Annotated in this window: 9 protein-coding genes; 6 read left to right on the forward strand and 3 right to left on the reverse strand. The window is 70.4% G+C overall.

What is annotated here, in order from left to right:
* Window positions 1-4 precede the first annotated feature (4 nt).
* Both FEF15_RS05690 and FEF15_RS05695 read right to left on the reverse strand, forming a co-directional pair.
* Window positions 5-988 (reverse strand): TRAP transporter substrate-binding protein, encoded by a 984-nt coding sequence (locus tag FEF15_RS05690; RefSeq protein ID WP_163558195.1) that lies wholly within the window; start codon window positions 986-988, stop codon window positions 5-7.
* A 172-nt stretch (window positions 989-1,160) separates the two neighbouring features.
* Entirely contained in the window at window positions 1,161-1,661 is a 501-nt protein-coding gene (locus tag FEF15_RS05695; RefSeq protein ID WP_240454077.1) for a hypothetical protein, read from the reverse strand.
* 166 nt (window positions 1,662-1,827) lie between these two features.
* Here FEF15_RS05695 and FEF15_RS05700 point away from each other — a divergent pair, with 166 nt between their 5' ends.
* The 6 genes from FEF15_RS05700 to recD all read left to right on the forward strand — a co-directional run bounded on the left by FEF15_RS05700 (window position 1,828) and on the right by recD (window position 14,369).
* Window positions 1,828-2,427 (forward strand): 2-hydroxychromene-2-carboxylate isomerase, encoded by a 600-nt coding sequence (locus FEF15_RS05700; protein ID WP_163558196.1) that lies wholly within the window; start codon window positions 1,828-1,830, stop codon window positions 2,425-2,427.
* A gap of 73 nt (window positions 2,428-2,500) precedes the next feature.
* Window positions 2,501-3,943 carry an AlkA N-terminal domain-containing protein gene (locus tag FEF15_RS05705; protein WP_240454078.1) on the forward strand — a complete coding sequence of 481 codons (1,443 nt, stop codon included), beginning with the start codon at window positions 2,501-2,503 and terminating at the stop codon, window positions 3,941-3,943.
* Window positions 3,940-4,482: a methylated-DNA--[protein]-cysteine S-methyltransferase gene (locus FEF15_RS05710; protein WP_240454079.1), complete on the forward strand. Its 543-nt coding sequence runs from the start codon at window positions 3,940-3,942 to the stop codon at window positions 4,480-4,482. The genes FEF15_RS05705 and FEF15_RS05710 overlap by 4 nt, the downstream gene beginning before the upstream one ends.
* A gap of 46 nt (window positions 4,483-4,528) precedes the next feature.
* Window positions 4,529-8,227, forward strand: coding sequence for an exodeoxyribonuclease V subunit gamma (gene recC, locus FEF15_RS05715; protein WP_163558197.1), 3,699 nt, complete (start codon window positions 4,529-4,531; stop codon window positions 8,225-8,227).
* Window positions 8,224-12,114 (forward strand): exodeoxyribonuclease V subunit beta, encoded by a 3,891-nt coding sequence (gene recB, locus FEF15_RS05720; protein ID WP_163558198.1) that lies wholly within the window; start codon window positions 8,224-8,226, stop codon window positions 12,112-12,114. Before recC ends, recB begins: the two co-directional genes overlap by 4 nt.
* On the forward strand, window positions 12,111-14,369 hold the full coding sequence (recD, locus tag FEF15_RS05725) for an exodeoxyribonuclease V subunit alpha (protein ID WP_240454080.1): 2,259 nt from the start codon (window positions 12,111-12,113) through the stop codon (window positions 14,367-14,369). Before recB ends, recD begins: the two co-directional genes overlap by 4 nt.
* Here recD and FEF15_RS05730 read toward each other — a convergent pair.
* Window positions 14,284-14,610 carry a DUF427 domain-containing protein gene (locus FEF15_RS05730; protein ID WP_163558199.1) on the reverse strand — a complete coding sequence of 109 codons (327 nt, stop codon included), beginning with the start codon at window positions 14,608-14,610 and terminating at the stop codon, window positions 14,284-14,286. The two genes, recD and FEF15_RS05730, sit on opposite strands and share 86 nt — an antisense overlap.
* Between the last annotated feature and the right edge of the window lie 205 nt (window positions 14,611-14,815).

Consider the following 14,815-nt stretch of genomic DNA (forward strand, 5'->3'; position numbering starts at 1 on the left):
CCCCTTACTGGCGCAGCCGCTCGGCTTCCTCGCGCAGCGCCTCGAGCATCGGCGCCTTCTCGGCCCAGATGCTCTCCCACTCGGCGATGGCCTCCGAGAAGAACGCGGCGTCGGCCTCGACGATATTGAGGTCGAGCTGGCGAATCTCCGCCTCCTGGTCGGCATCCATCTGCTGGAAGCCGGCCAGCACGTTCTCCAGGTGCTCCGACATGGCGGTGTCGATCAGCTCGCGGTCGTCGTCGGAGAGCTCGCGCCATACGCGGCCGGAGACCACGCCCACCATGGGGAACATCATGTGGTTGGAGATCAGCAGGTTCTCGGCCTGCTCATAGAATTTGAGGATCAGGATGGAATCGAAGTCCATGTCGATGGCGTCCACCTGGCCGTTGGCCAGGGCGTCGTAGACCTCGAGCAGCGGCATGGGCGCCGGCGCCGCCCCAGCGGCGGTGTAGAAGTCGCGGATCGGCTCGAAGGGGGTGATGCGCAGGCGCAGCCCCTCGAGGTCCTCGGCGCGCTCGATGGGCTCGCGGGAGAGCACCTGGCGCATGCCCACCATGCCGTAGCCCAGCCCCACCAGGCCCACGCCCTGCGGCATCAACTCGAGCAGTTCACCGGCGGTGTCGGAGCGCAGCAGGGCCGCGGCGTGATCCACGTCGTCCACCAGGTAGGGGGCGTAGAGCGCACCGAAGTCGGGGATGCGGTTGGAGATTTCGGCGATGGTCAGAAAGGCCATGTCGAGCGCGCCGGTCTGCAGCTGCTGGACCATCTGCGCCTCGTTGCCCAGCTGCTGGGCGGGAAAGACGCTGACGCTGTGCTCGCCGTCGGAGCGCTCGGCGAGCGTCTCGGCGAAAGCTTCGGCCTCGGTGGACCACAGGTGCTGCGGCGGCGTGATCAGCCCCAGGCGGAAGTCCCGCGCCTGGGCGGTGAACGAAGAAGCGGCCAGGGCGGTGGCGGCCACGGCCAGGGTCAGCGTCTTGATGCGGTTCATGGCAGGAAGTCCCTTGTCGGTCCAGCTCGGCGGGCAGACATGCCCTTGTCGTTATCGGGACTTCGAGAGTACCGCAAGCCAGGCGTTGATGGCACCTGCCCCCTACGCACTCGCCCCGCCGCGAGGGCGACGGGGGCGAGTGCACCGTGTCGCGGCCCTGGCGAGCCGGACACTATTCGTCGGCGTCGTCGGCGAAGCTGGTGCAGACGGGCGCCTGCTCAGCGGGGTCGTGGCCCACCTCGAGGTCGACTGCCTCGCTGATGTCGGCCAGCGCCACGCGCCACTGGTGATCCACGTTCACCGGGTCGCAGCTGCCCTCGCTGCCGCCGCCGAAGTTGGAGTCGATCCAGTAGTGCACGTCGTAGAGCCGGCCCTCCTCGAGCACACCCTCGAAGCTGACGGAAAAGGCCGGCTCTGCGGTCTGCTCGACGGTGGTGGACTGGGTGGCCACCACCTCTCCGGCCGCCACGTCATACACCGCCACCTGGACCGTCTGGCCGCCGTGGGGCGTGTTGAAGGTGCCGTCGCCGGCGAAGGTGAGATCGTGGCCGTTGCTCGCCAGGGCCACCGGCGCCGCGCACAGCAGCGCCGCGCACAGCAGCGCGGCGGGCAGCAGGCGCCGCGCGCGGTGGCCAAGCTGGGGCAGCGGCTTCGTGGCATACGTCCTGTTCATGACATACCTCCTGTAGAAATTCCGGTGAACGGAAAGGCCGGGAAGGCCTGTTTCCTCAGCATAGTTCACAGTGCCCGCCATGCCTGACGCGCCACCAACGGCCGGAGCGATGCCCGCCCCCGGCATCACGGTCTACACTGCGAGAAGCCAATCCGGAGGCTCAACCATGACCGCGACGATCACCTACTACTACACCCACGCCTCGCCCTGGAGCTACCTGGGCCATGCGCGCCTCGGTGAGATCGCCGCCCGGCATGGCGCCCGCATCGACTACGTGCCGATCACCCTGAGCGCCATCTTCCCCAAGACCGGCGGCGTACCGCTGCCCAAGCGCGCCCCCGAGCGTCAGGCCTACCGCCTGGTGGAGCTGCGCCGCTGGGCCCCGCGCCTGGGCCTGCCCCTCAACCCGGAGCCCAAGCACTTCCCCACCGACGACCGCCCCGCGGCGCGCCTGGCGCTCACCGCCAAGGCCCGCGGCCACGACATCGCCGCGCTGTCGCTGGGCGTGATGCAGGCCTGCTGGGTCGAGGAGCGCGACATCGCCGACCCGGCCACCCTGGTCGAGATCGCCAACGCCTGCGGGCTGGAGGGCCAGGCCCTGCACGACGAGGCGGAGAGCGAGGCCGGCCAGCAGCGCCTGGACGCCGCCTGCCAGGCCGCCCTGGCCGACGGCTGCTTCGGCGCGCCCTGGTACATGGTCGACGGCGAGCCCTTCTGGGGGCAGGACCGCCTCGACATGGTGGAAGAGGCGCTGCGCACGCCTTGAACGCGGCCCGGTCGCGCGTCGGCGCTCCGGCGCGCGTCATCGCCAGGCCCGATTCCGGCGAGTGGCGGCGAGAATGCGCGATACACTGGGGACATGCCGCCCACTGCGCAGCGAGTCGTCCGCCATGCTCGACCCCGATCTCTGCCGCCGTGCCCGTCTGGCCCGCGATGCCCGCTTCGACGGCCGCTTCGTCACCGCGGTGCTCACCACCGGCATCTACTGCCGGCCGATCTGTCCGGCCACCCCGCCTCGGGAGCGCAACGTGCGCTACTACGAGAGCGCCCTCGCCGCCGCCGCGGCGGGCTTTCGCCCCTGCCTGCGCTGCCGCCCGGACAGCGCCCCGGACTCCCCGGGCTGGCGCGGCACTCAGACCACCCTGGAGCGGGCCCTGCACCTGATCGACGAGGGGGCCCTGGAAACGGGCTCGCTGGGCACGCTCTGCGAGCGGCTGGGCATCGGCGAGCGCTACCTGCGCCGGCTCTTCCAGGAACGCGTCGGCGTCTCGCCCAAAAGCTACGCCCTGCACCGGCAGTGCCTGTTCGCCAAGCAGCTGCTCCACCAGACGTGCCTGCCGATCACCGAGGTGGCCTACGCCAGCGGCTTTCGCAGCCTGCGCCGCTTCAACGACGCCTTTCGCCGCCACATCGGCCGGGCCCCGCGGGAGCTGCGACGCCGCGCCGGAACCCCGGACGAGGCGCTGACGCTGACCCTCGCCTATCGCCCGCCCTACGCCTGGGCGGCGCTGCGCGACTTCCTCGCCGGCCGGGCCATCGACGGCCTGGAGTGGGTCGGCGAGGGGCACTATGGCCGCACCCTCCGCCGGGGAGAGGCCCGCGGACACTTCACCGCCGAGCATTGCCCCGAGCATCACGCCTTTCGGGTGCGGCTCGCCCTGGATGACCTGAGCGCCCTGGCCCCGGTGGTACGCCGCATCCGCCGCCTGCTCGACCTGGATGCCGACACCGCCACCATCGAGGCCCACCTGCATCAGGCCGCTCCCTCCCTGCCGCTGATCGAGGGGCTGAGGCTGCCCGGCACCTGGAGCCCCTTCGAGGCCGGGGTGCGCGCCCTCCTCGGCCAGCAGATCTCGGTCACGGCCGCCCGGCGCCTGGTCGAGACGCTGGTGACGACCCTGGGCGAGCCGCTGGCGAATCACCGGTGCTTTCCCACGCCCGAGGTCATCGCGGCGAGCGACCTGGCCTTTCTCGGCATGCCCGAGTCCCGCCGCGCCACCCTGCGGCGCTTCGCGGCCTGGTATGCTGCCGGTGAGGCCGGCGATGACCCAGCCGCCTGGACGACGCTCAAGGGCATCGGGCTCTGGACGGCCCACTACGCCGCCCTGCGCGGCACCGGCCATCCCGACATCTGGCTGGCCGGCGACGCCGGGGTGCGTCGTGCCCTGCCGCGCCTGGGGGACGCCGACCCGACCGCGGCCGCCCCCTGGCGCAGCTACCTGACCCTGCAGCTCTGGTGTCACGATCGGGTGTCAAGAACCACCATGGAGCCAACACCATGACCACCGAGGTCTCTTTCGCCAACGCTCTCGCCAACTCTCTCGATAACCCTATCGACAATGCGCTGGACTACTACCGTCCGCCCTGTGCCGATGCCCTGGGCTGGATCCGCCTCCGCGCCAACGCGGCCGGCCTCACCGAGGTCGAGTTCGTCGCCGCCGAGGACGAAGCCCCACGCCCGAGCGCGCTCACGGCACGAGCCAGGGCGCAACTCGAGGAGTACTTCGCCGGCACTCGCCGCGCCTTCGACCTGCCGCTCGCCCCCCGGGGCACCGACTTCCAGCGCCGGGTATGGGCGGCGCTCGCCACCATCCCCTTCGGCGAGACCCGCAGCTACGCCGAGATCGCCGAGCAGCTGCGCTGCAAGGGCGGCCAGCGCGCCGTGGGCGCGGCCAACGGCAAGAACCCCATCGCCATCGTGGTGCCCTGCCACCGGGTGATCGGCAGCGACGGGCGCCTGACCGGCTACGCCGGCGGCATCGGCCGCAAGCAGTGGCTGCTGGCCCACGAGGCCGGTGAGGTGCCGCTGGGGCTGGTCTGACGATTTGTGGCACCATGCTCCTTCGCCATCGCGAAGGAACCGCTCCATGCCCCTCACCACTCTCCAGGGCCCCGAACTCGAACCCGGCTTCATGGTCATTCACGGCAACCGCCTGGAGGCCCTGCGCGGCCTGGCGGAGGAGTGGATGACCCGCCACCCGCTGGGGCCGCTGGAGAACGAGACGATCCTGGTACAGAGCAACGGCATCGCCCAGTGGCTGAAGCTGGCCCTGGCCGAGGACGCCGCCGACGGTGGCGCGGGCATCGCCGCCGCGCTGGACGTCACCCTGCCGGCGCGCTTCCTGTGGCAGGCCTACCGCGCGGTGCTGGAGCAGGCAGAAGGCAGCGCCGAGGCGGTGCCCGCCACCTCGCCCTTCGACAAGACGCGCCTGGTGTGGCGGCTGCTGCGCCTACTCCCGGGCCTGATGGATGAGCCCGCCTTCGCACCCCTGGCACGCTTCCTGGCGGACGACGCCGACCTGCGCCGCCACCACCAGCTCGCCGAGCGCCTGGCCGACCTGTTCGACCAGTACCAGGTCTACCGCGCCGACTGGCTGGACGCCTGGGCGGCGGGCGAGGACGTGGTGATCTCCGCCCGCGGCGAGGCCCGGCCGCTGGACGAGGCCCAGCGCTGGCAGCCGGCGCTATGGCGAGCCATCTGCCACGATGTGGCAGAACAACAGCGGCGCGCCATCGGCGACGACGTGGCTGCCACCCACGGGCCGGCGGGCATCGACGCCAGCCGCGCCCGGGTGCATCGGCGCTTTCTCGCCGCCGCCGAATCGCTCACGGCGGAGAATCGGCCCCGCGGACTGCCGCGTCGGGTGGTGGTGTTCGGCATCTCCTCGCTGCCCCAGCAGACCCTCGAAGCGCTGGCCGCCATCGCCCGGGTCAGTCAGGTGTTGCTGTGCGTGCACAACCCCTGCGAGCACTACTGGGCCGACATCATCGAGCACAAGGAACTGCTGCGCGCCCAGCGCCGCCGTCAACGGCGCCGTGCCGGCATGCCCGAGCGCCTCGACGTACTGGGCGACGGCGACGGAGAAGAGGCGTTGCACCTGCACGCCCAGCCGCTGCTGGCCGCCTGGGGCAAGCAGGGCCGCGACTACCTGCGCCTGCTCGACGAGCACGACGACGCCGGCGCCTACCAGGGGCTGTTCGAGCGCGAGGCGCTGCGCATCGACCTCTTCGAACCCTGCGTGCCCGACGATGGCCCGGGCCTTCTGCTGCAGCAACTGCAGGACGACATCCGCGCGCTGCGCCCGCTGGCCGAGACCCGCGACACCTGGCCGGCGGTGGACTCGAGCCGCGACGACTCCATCGTCTTTCACGTCGCCCACGGGCCACAGCGCGAAGTGGAGATCCTCCACGACCAGTTGCTCGACGCCTTCAGCAAGGATCCGACGCTCCGGCCCCGGGACGTGATCGTCATGGTGCCGGACATCGACCACTACGCCCCGCACATCCAGGCCGTCTTTGGTCAATACGGGCATGACCAGTACGCGACCGACGACCCGCGCCATATCCCCTTCACCCTCTCCGACCAGGCCGACCGCCACCGCGCGGCGCTGCTGGTGGCCCTGGAAACGCTGCTGCGCCTGCCGGAGTTGCGCTTCGCGGTGAGCGACCTGCTCGACCTGCTGGAGGTGCCGGCGCTGCGTGGGCGCTTCGAGCTCGCCGAGGCGGACCTGCCCACGCTGGCCCGCTGGATCGAAGGGGCCGGCATTCGCTGGGGCCTCGACGCCCGCCAGCGCGGCAGCCTCGACCTGCCCGAGGGCATGGAGCAGAACACCTGGGCCTTCGGCCTGCGCCGGCTGCTGCTCGGCTATGCGGTGGGCAACAGCGGCGGCGCCTGGCAGGGCATCGAGCCCTTCGACGACATCGGCGGCCTGGAGGCGAGCCTGGCCGGCCCCCTGGCGCAGTTGCTGGAGACCCTCGAAGTCCAGTGGCAGCGGCTGCGCGAACCGCACGACGTGGACGACTGGGTGGCGATACTGCGCGAACTGCTGGAGGCCTGCTTCCAGGCCGACGACGCCGCCGACAGCCTGCTGCTCTCGCGTCTCGAGCAGGGCCTGCAGACGTTCCAGGAGAGCGCCCACGAGGCCGGCCTGACCCGCAAACTGCCGCTCTCGGTGGTCCGCGAGCACTGGCTTGCGCAGATCGACGAACACAGCCTGTCGCAGCGCTTCCTGGCCGGCGCGGTCAACTTCGCCACCCTGATGCCGATGCGCGCCATCCCCTTCCAGCGGGTCTGCCTGCTGGGCATGAACGATGGCGACTACCCGCGCAGCCAGCCGCCGCTGGACATCGACCTGATGCACGGCGACTACCGCCCCGGCGACCGCTCGCGCCGCGAGGACGACCGCTACCTGTTCCTCGAGGCGCTGCTTTCGGCGCGCCGCCAGCTCTACGTCAGTTGGGTGGGGCGCAGCATCGTCGACAACGCCAAGAAGCCGCCCTCGGTGCTGGTCGGCCAGCTGCGCGACCACCTCGCCGCCGGCTGGCAGGTCGAGGGGGAAGCGGAAAGCGACGGCCTGCTCGCCGCGCTGACCACCGAGCACCCGCTGCAGCCGTTCAGCCGCGCCTATTTCCCGACCCCCGAGGAAGCGGCTCAACGCAGCGTTTCCCAGCGACGCCTGTTCACCTACGCCCACGAGTGGCGAGACGTGCATGGCGATTCCCAATCCCCTGCTGCGCCACGCGAGAAAGCCGCAAACCTGGATGACATCGAGCAGGAGAACCCGCTCACCCTGGCCCAGCTGGGCAATTTCCTGCGCGACCCCGCGAAAGCCTTCTTCAATACCCGCCTGAAGGTCTTCCTCGAACGCGAGGACATCACCAGCCTCGACCACGAACCCTTCACCCTCGACGGCCTGACCCACTGGCAGCTGCAGGACGCCCTGATTCAGGCCCAGCGCCGCGCCATCGACGCGGGCGAGCCTCGCGAGCCGGCGCTGCACGACACCCTGGCCCGCCTGGAAGGCCAGGGGGTACTCGCCATGGGCGCCTTCGCCAACCGCATGCGCGAAAGCCTCGCCGAGCCCATGGAAGCGCTGTTCCAGGCCTACCGAGAAGCGCTCGACGCCTGGCCCCATGCGGTAGAGGAGCCCGAGGCGGTGCGTCTCGACCTGCCCACTCGCACCGCCCCGCCGCTGGAAGACTGGCTGGACCAGCTGCGCAGGGACGACGCAGGCCGCCGCTGCCGCCTGCTGCTCTCCAGCAGCAGCCTGATCAGCCAGAGCCGCGGCCGGGGCCAGTACCGCTGGGCCCAGCTGGTGCGCCCCTGGGTCGCCCACCTGGCCGGCAACCTCGCTGCGCCGCTGACCACCGAGCTGCTCTCCAAGGCCGGCCACGTCACCCTGCCGCCGCTGGAAGCGGAGACGGCACGAGAACGGCTCGGCCAAGTGATCGCCGCCTGGCAGGCCGGCATGCGCCAGCCGCTGCCACTGGCCTGCGACACCGCCTTCGCCTGGCTCGGCAAGGTCGACAAGCACGACGGATCCCAGTCGGCCAACGGCCCCGACAGCGACGCCTGGCAGGCCGCCCGCAAGGCCTACGAGGGCGACGGCTTTTCCAGCGGCGAGGGCGAACGCAATGCGTATCTCGCCCGCCAGTGGCCCGACTTCGCCGCCCTGATGGCCAGCGCATCGGACGATGGCGACGACTTCGCCGCGCTCGCCGCACGGCTGCTGGCGCCGCTCTATCTGGCAGTCAAAGGGAATGGCAACCGGGGAGGTGGCCAATGAGCAGCCTGCAACGCAGTGATTCGTCCGCGCAGCCCGTAGAGCTGGATGCATTGACGTTTCCGCTCCATGGCAGCCGCCTGATCGAAGCCAGCGCCGGCACTGGCAAGACTTTCACCATCGCCCTGCTCTACGTGCGCCTGGTGCTCGGCGCCCGCTCGACCGAGGACGAGACGGCCTTCTCAAGCCCCCTGACACCGCCGGAAATCCTGGTGGTGACCTTCACCAACGCCGCCACCCAGGAGCTCCGCGAGCGCATCCGCACGCGCCTGGTGGAGGCGGCCGAGGTGTTTCTCGCCGAGACACCTAGCACAGAGATCAAGCAGAACGCAGGGGCGCCGGGGGCAGCTCCATCACCTCACGACCCGCTCTTGGTGAAGCTCCGCGACCAATATGACCCGGCCAGTTGGCCCGCCTGCGCCCGCCGCCTGCAGTTGGCCGCCGAGTGGATGGACGAGGCCGCCGTCTCCACCATCCACAGCTGGTGCTACCGCATGCTGCGCGAGCACGCCTTCGACAGCGGCAGCCTGTTCTCGCTGGAGCTGGAGACCGACCAGAGCGAACTCGAGCAGGAAGTGGTGCGCGACTATTGGCGCAGCTTCTACTACCCGCTGGACGCCGAGGCGCTGGCCGAGATCACCCAGTACTGGGATGCCCCCACCGAGGGCCGGTGCCCGCTCTACGCCGCCGTGCGCCCGCTGCTGCCCCATAGCGAAGCGCTTTATAGAAATAGAGACGACGCCCTCGATCACGACGCCCCGCCCCCCGCCGAGACCCTGGCCGCCGCCCGGGCCGAGCGCGACGCGCGCCTGGCCGAGCTCAAGGCGCACTGGGCCGCCTGGCTCGATGAACTCGAACCGGCCCTGGAAGACGCCGCCCAGCGCAAGGCCTTCAAAGGGCAGAGCTTCAACGCCAAGAGCCGCGCCAACTGGCTGGGCGCACTGCGCGAGTGGGCCGAGGGCGAGGCGATTCGCCCGGCGCTGACCCCCGCGGCCTGGAGACGCCTCACCCCCGAAGGCATGACGGAGATCTGGAAAGAAGGCACGCCGCCCGTGCCGGAGGCCTGGGAGGCGCTGGCCGCCCTGCCCGAAGCGCTGGCCACCCTGCCCGAACCTCGCGCCGACCTGCTGATCCACGCCGTGCAATGGTGCCGGACACGCCTGGAGCGCGAGCAGGAGCGCCGCGCCGAGATGGGCCCCAACGACCTGCTCATCCATCTCGACCGGGCCCTGAATGGCCCCAGCGCCGAGGCCCTGGCCCAGCGCATTCGCCAGCAGTTCCCGGTGGCGCTGGTCGACGAATTCCAGGACACCGACCCGGTGCAGTACCGCATCTTCGACCGGGTCTACCGCTTGGCCGAGAATTCGCCGGAGACCGGCGTCTTCCTGATCGGCGACCCCAAGCAGGCGATCTACGCGTTCCGCGGCGCCGACATCCACACCTACCTGCAAGCGCGCCGCGACACCGCCGGCCGCCATGTCACCCTGGGCACCAACTACCGCTCCAGCGCCGCCATGGTCGCCGCGGTGAATCGCTGCTTCGAATTCGCAGAAGCTCACCCGCCCGGCGCCTTCCTGTTCAAGGAAAGCGATGGCAACAATCCCGTTCCTTTCACAGAGGTGAAAGCCAAAGGCAGACAGGACGCCCTGGTCGTCGACGGACAGCCTCAGCCGGCCATGACCCTCTGGCAGCTGGAGGCCAACGCTCCCCTCGGCAAGGGCGCCTACATGGGAGAGATGGCCGAGCGCTGCGCCTCGCGGATGGTCGCCCTGCTGGAGCGGGGCCGACGCTTCGATGCGGGCTTCGATGACGGCGAACGCTTCCGGGCGCTGGCTCCCTCGGACATGGCGGTGCTGGTCAACGGCATCAACGAGGCCCGCGAGATCCGCCGCGCCCTGGCCCGGCGCGGGGTGAAGAACGTCTACCTCTCCGACAAGGACAAGGTGTTCGCCTCGCCCATGGCCGGCGAGCTCGAGGCCTGGCTGCGCGCCTGCGCCGACCCCGAGGACGACCGGCTGCTGCGCGCGGCCCTGGCCACCCCCAGCCTGGGGCTGGATCTCGCCGACCTGGACCGCCTGCAGCAGGACGAGCTGGCCTGGGAAGCGCGGGTGCTGCAGTTCCGCGACTACCACCGGCTGTGGCAGCGCCAGGGCGTACTGCCGCTGGTGCGCCGGCTGATGAGCGACTTCGAGGTGCCCGGTCGACTGCTGGCCGCTGAGTCGGCGGGCGACGGCGAGCGCTACCTCACGGACCTTCTGCATCTTGGCGAGTTATTGCAGCACGCCAGCCAGGAGCTGGACGGCGAACACGCGCTGATCCGTTTCCTGGCCGAGGCCATCGCCGACCCCGACGACCAGGGCGAGGCCCACAAGCTGCGCCTGGAGAGCGACGCCCACCTGGTGCAGGTGATCACCATCCACAAGTCCAAGGGGCTGGAGTACCCGCTGGTGTTCCTACCGTTCATCGGCAACCACCGCCCCACTAAACCCGACGACTCGCCGCTGCGCTGGCACGACGCCGAAGGGCAACTGCGCCTGAGCCTCACCGCCGACGAGACGACGCTCGCCATCGCCGAGCGCGAGCGCCTGGGCGAAGACCTGCGCAAGCTCTACGTGGCGCTGACCCGCGCCCGCCACGCCACCTGGCTGGGCATCGCCCCGCTCAAGGGGCTGGAAGCCAGCGCCCTGGGCCAGCTGCTCAGCAACGGCGAGTCGCTGACGCCGGAGAATCTCGGTGACAAACTGACCGCTCTCAGAGGCAACGAGCCCGCCATCGCCATTCAACCGGCACCGCCGGCCACCGCCGAGCGCTTTACCCCGGCGCAGGGCGACGGCGAGCTGGGCGAGGCACGGCTGCCCACACGCCCGGCCCGCGAGCAGTGGTGGATCGCCAGCTACTCGGCACTGCGCATCGGTGGCACCCTGCTCGAACCCCAGGCCGCCCCAGCGAGCACTGACTCACTCCACAGCGCCCCGACCATGGCGCCCGAGAGCCCCGATGAGAGCGAGACGCTCCCCGAACCCACCACCCCGCTGGAGGCTACCGCCTTCGAGGTGATGGACGAGCCCCGCGACGCCGCCGCGGCTCTGCAGCACCCGCCCCAGGTCCATAGCCTCCACCGCTTTCCGCGGGGCCCCGGGCCCGGCACCTTCCTCCACGGCCTGCTGGAATGGGCCGGCCAGCACGGCTTCGCCCGCGCCGCAGAGGACGCCACCCAGCGCGAGGACATGCTCGCCCGCCGCACCCAACTGCGCGGCTGGACCGGCTGGCTGGAAACGCTCGACGGCTGGCTGGGCGGGCTGCTTTCCACCCCGCTGCCGCTGCCCGACGCCGGCCCGATGCGGCTCAGCGAACTCACCGACTACCAGGTGGAGATGGAATTCTGGTTCGCCGCGCACCGCGTTTCGACTCAGGCGCTGGAGGCCCCCGTAAGCGCTCACACACTCGCCGGCGCCCCGCGCCCGGCGCTGGATGCCGACACCCTCAACGGCATGCTCAAGGGCTTCATCGATCTGGTCTTCGAACACCGGGGGCGCTACTACGTGCTCGACTGGAAATCCAACCACCTGGGGCCGGACGACGACGCCTACACGCCCGACGCCATGCGGGGCGCCATGGCCGAGAAGCGCTACGACCTGCAGGCCGCGCTCTACCTGCTGGCCCTGCACCGGTTGCTCGCCGCGCGCCTGCCGGACTACGACTACGACCGCCACATCGGCGGCTCGCTGACCGTCTTCCTGCGCGGCATCGGCCCCGCCACGGCCAGCGACGGCCGCGGTGTGCACGCCGAGCGCCCACCCCGCGCACTGATCGAAACGCTGAATGCGCTCTTCCAGGGCCACGGGCCAACAGCGACCGCTCACTCCACGGACGCGGAGGCGCCGGCATGAAAGAGATGAACGACCTGTTCGACGACCTGCCCGAGCCACCCGAGGCCCACCCCGCCCTGGAGGACACCGCAGCATTGCTCGCCCTGCTCGAGCGCTGGGTAGCGCGCGGCTGGCTGCGCGCCCTGGACCGCGCCCTGGCGCTGTTCCTGCAGCGCGAGGTACCCGACGCCCCCGCGCCGCTGCTGCTCGCCGCGGCACTGGCCAGCCACCAGCTCGGCCGCGGTCATGTGTGTCTCGACCTGGCGGCGACCCTGGCCGCTCCCGACCTCGCCCTCTCGATGCCGCCGGAGGGCGACGACCTCAGCGACCCGCCGCCGCTGCCAAGCGAGGTGCTCGGCGGTCTGACCCTGGAACGCTGGCAGCAAGCACTCGCTCACCCCGAACTGGTCGCCGATGCCGCCCAGGGCGCCCCCGGCCACACCCCTCTGGTGCGCGGCGCCGCCACGCCCGATCATCCACACCAAGGCCCCCGCCTCTACCTACGCCGCTACTGGCAGTACGAGCAGGAGATCCGCAGCCGCATCGCCGCCCGGCTCGGCCGCACCGAAGCTGCACCGGATGCCGACACCCTGGCCACCGCCCTGGACGCCCTCTTCTCCACCAACGTGGAGATCGACTGGCAGAAGGCCGCCTGCGCCCTGGCCGCCCGCTCGCCCTTCGCGGTGATCACCGGCGGCCCCGGCACCGGCAAGACCACCACCGTGGTCAAGCTGCTCGCCCTGCTTCAGGCGTTGGCCCTTGGCAGCCCCGAGCCGGACAGCACCCGAGCGCTGCGCATTCGCCTGGCCGCCCCCACCGGCAAGGCCGCCGCGCGCCTCAACGACTCCATCGCCGGGCAGGTCAAGGACCTCTCGCTGGTGGAACTGGCCGGCGCCGTGGGCCAACAGGGTGTGGATATCCCAACCCTGCGCAGCAGCATCCCCACTGAAGTCACCACGCTGCACCGATTATTGGGCTCGCGCCCGGACACCCGCCACTTCCGCCACCACACCGACAACCCCCTGGCGCTGGACGTGCTGGTGATCGACGAAGCCTCGATGGTAGACATCGAAATGATGGCTGCCGTGCTCAGCGCCCTGCCCAGCCGCGCGCGGCTGGTGCTGCTCGGCGACAAGGACCAGCTCGCCTCCGTGGAGGCCGGCGCCGTGCTCGGCGACCTGTGCCAGCGCGCCGAAGGCGGCCACTACACCCCGGCCACCTGCGACTGGCTGGAACGAATGACCGGCACGCCGGTTCCCGAGCGGTACGAGGACGCAGGCGGCCAGCCGCTGGACCAGGCCATCGCCATGCTGCGGGTAAGCCACCGCTTCGATGCGCAAAGCGGCATCGGCCGGCTCGCCGAAGCGGTCAACCGCCCGCTTGGCCTCCAGGATCAACAAGAGTCACAGAACGAGAAAGCGGCGCAGAAAGCGAAGAAGCGCGCGGTGCGCGAGATCTTCCAGCAGGGTTACGCCGACATCGCCCGCCTTGCCCTGGCGGACGCCGACGACCCGGCGCTGGATCGCCTGGTGGTGAGCGGCGACCCGGCCGGCTTCGCCAACAGCGGCGAAGGCCGAACCGACCGCCGCGGCGAGCCCATTGCCCCGCCGCTGGGCTACTGCCACTACCTGGAAATGCTGCGCAGCAAACGCCCCGACTCGAGCACCTTCGGCGAAGGCGAAGCGCGCCAACCCTTCGACGACTGGGCCCGCGCCGTGCTCGAAGCCCACGGCCGCTTCCAGCTGCTCTGCGCACTGAGAAAGGGCCCCTGGGGCATCGAAGGCCTGAACCCACGCATCGGCCGCGCCTTGCGCCGTGCCGGCTGGCTCCAGGCCAGCGACCAGAAACTGGAACGGGGCTGGTTCGAAGGCCGCCCGGTGCTGGTCACCCGCAACGACTATGGCCTGGGGCTGATGAACGGCGACATCGGCATCGCCCTCGCCGTGCCCGACGCCCGCCAGCCGGGCAGAAAGCTACTGCGCGTCGCCTTCCCGGCCTCCGATGGCAGCGGCAAAATCAAGTGGGTGCTGCCCAGCCGCCTGCAAGCGGTGGAGACCGTTTTCGCCATGACGGTACACAAGTCCCAGGGCACGGAATTCACCCACACCACCCTGCTGCTCCCCGACGCCCCCAATCCCATCCTCACCCGGGAGCTGGTCTACACCGGCATCACCCGCGCCCGCGACTGGCTCACCGTGGTGGAAACCGGCCGCGGTATGTTGGATGAAGCGGTGACCAGGGAAGTGATGCGGGTGAGTGGGTTGGGGAGGTTGTAGATGAGCTGACATCGCCAAGGGTTGAGATATCAGCTATCGGGCAGTGGGTGACTGTTTCGGAGGGATTCAGCAGATCCATCCGTACGTCGTCGCGGGGAATGTACTGGCGCGGCGGATAACCGCGTTCACGGAGCTCGATGGCGCGGGTGGTGTCGGCAAGCAGGGTGCCGTCGATGACGACACTCACCCGGCGGTCGTGCGGGTGCAGGGTGATGCGGGGCTCGGAGGAAGCCGGTGCCATGGTGCCATCCCTTGCGTACGGGTTGTGTCGTTATGGTGTTATGAGATTCAGCCTAGCACCGAAGGATGTTTTGCCCCATGCGTTGGATCAACGGAATGGCCGGGACAGTACACTCAGCGAGGTGACCCATGGCATGGCAAGCCGCGTCGATGAACCACACCATGGCTCCTGGAGATGCTAGGGTTCGAGTGAATCCTTCCCAATG

This window comes from Halomonas sp. NO4 (assembly GCF_010994375.1).
Taxonomy (GTDB): Bacteria; Pseudomonadota; Gammaproteobacteria; order Pseudomonadales; family Halomonadaceae; genus Halomonas.

What these genes read in the sequence shown, in the direction of transcription:
- FEF15_RS05690 (WP_163558195.1), bottom strand. Translation starts at nt 988, where the DNA reads ATGAACCGCATCAAGACGCTGACCCTGGCCGTGGCCGCCACCGCCCTG.
- FEF15_RS05695 (WP_240454077.1), bottom strand. Translation starts at nt 1,661, where the DNA reads ATGAACAGGACGTATGCCACGAAGCCGCTGCCCCAGCTTGGCCACCGC.
- FEF15_RS05700 (WP_163558196.1), top strand. Translation starts at nt 1,828, where the DNA reads ATGACCGCGACGATCACCTACTACTACACCCACGCCTCGCCCTGGAGC.
- FEF15_RS05705 (WP_240454078.1), top strand. Translation starts at nt 2,501, where the DNA reads ATGCGCGATACACTGGGGACATGCCGCCCACTGCGCAGCGAGTCGTCC.
- FEF15_RS05710 (WP_240454079.1), top strand. Translation starts at nt 3,940, where the DNA reads ATGACCACCGAGGTCTCTTTCGCCAACGCTCTCGCCAACTCTCTCGAT.
- recC (WP_163558197.1), top strand. Translation starts at nt 4,529, where the DNA reads ATGCCCCTCACCACTCTCCAGGGCCCCGAACTCGAACCCGGCTTCATG.
- recB (WP_163558198.1), top strand. Translation starts at nt 8,224, where the DNA reads ATGAGCAGCCTGCAACGCAGTGATTCGTCCGCGCAGCCCGTAGAGCTG.
- recD (WP_240454080.1), top strand. Translation starts at nt 12,111, where the DNA reads ATGAAAGAGATGAACGACCTGTTCGACGACCTGCCCGAGCCACCCGAG.
- FEF15_RS05730 (WP_163558199.1), bottom strand. Translation starts at nt 14,610, where the DNA reads ATGGCACCGGCTTCCTCCGAGCCCCGCATCACCCTGCACCCGCACGAC.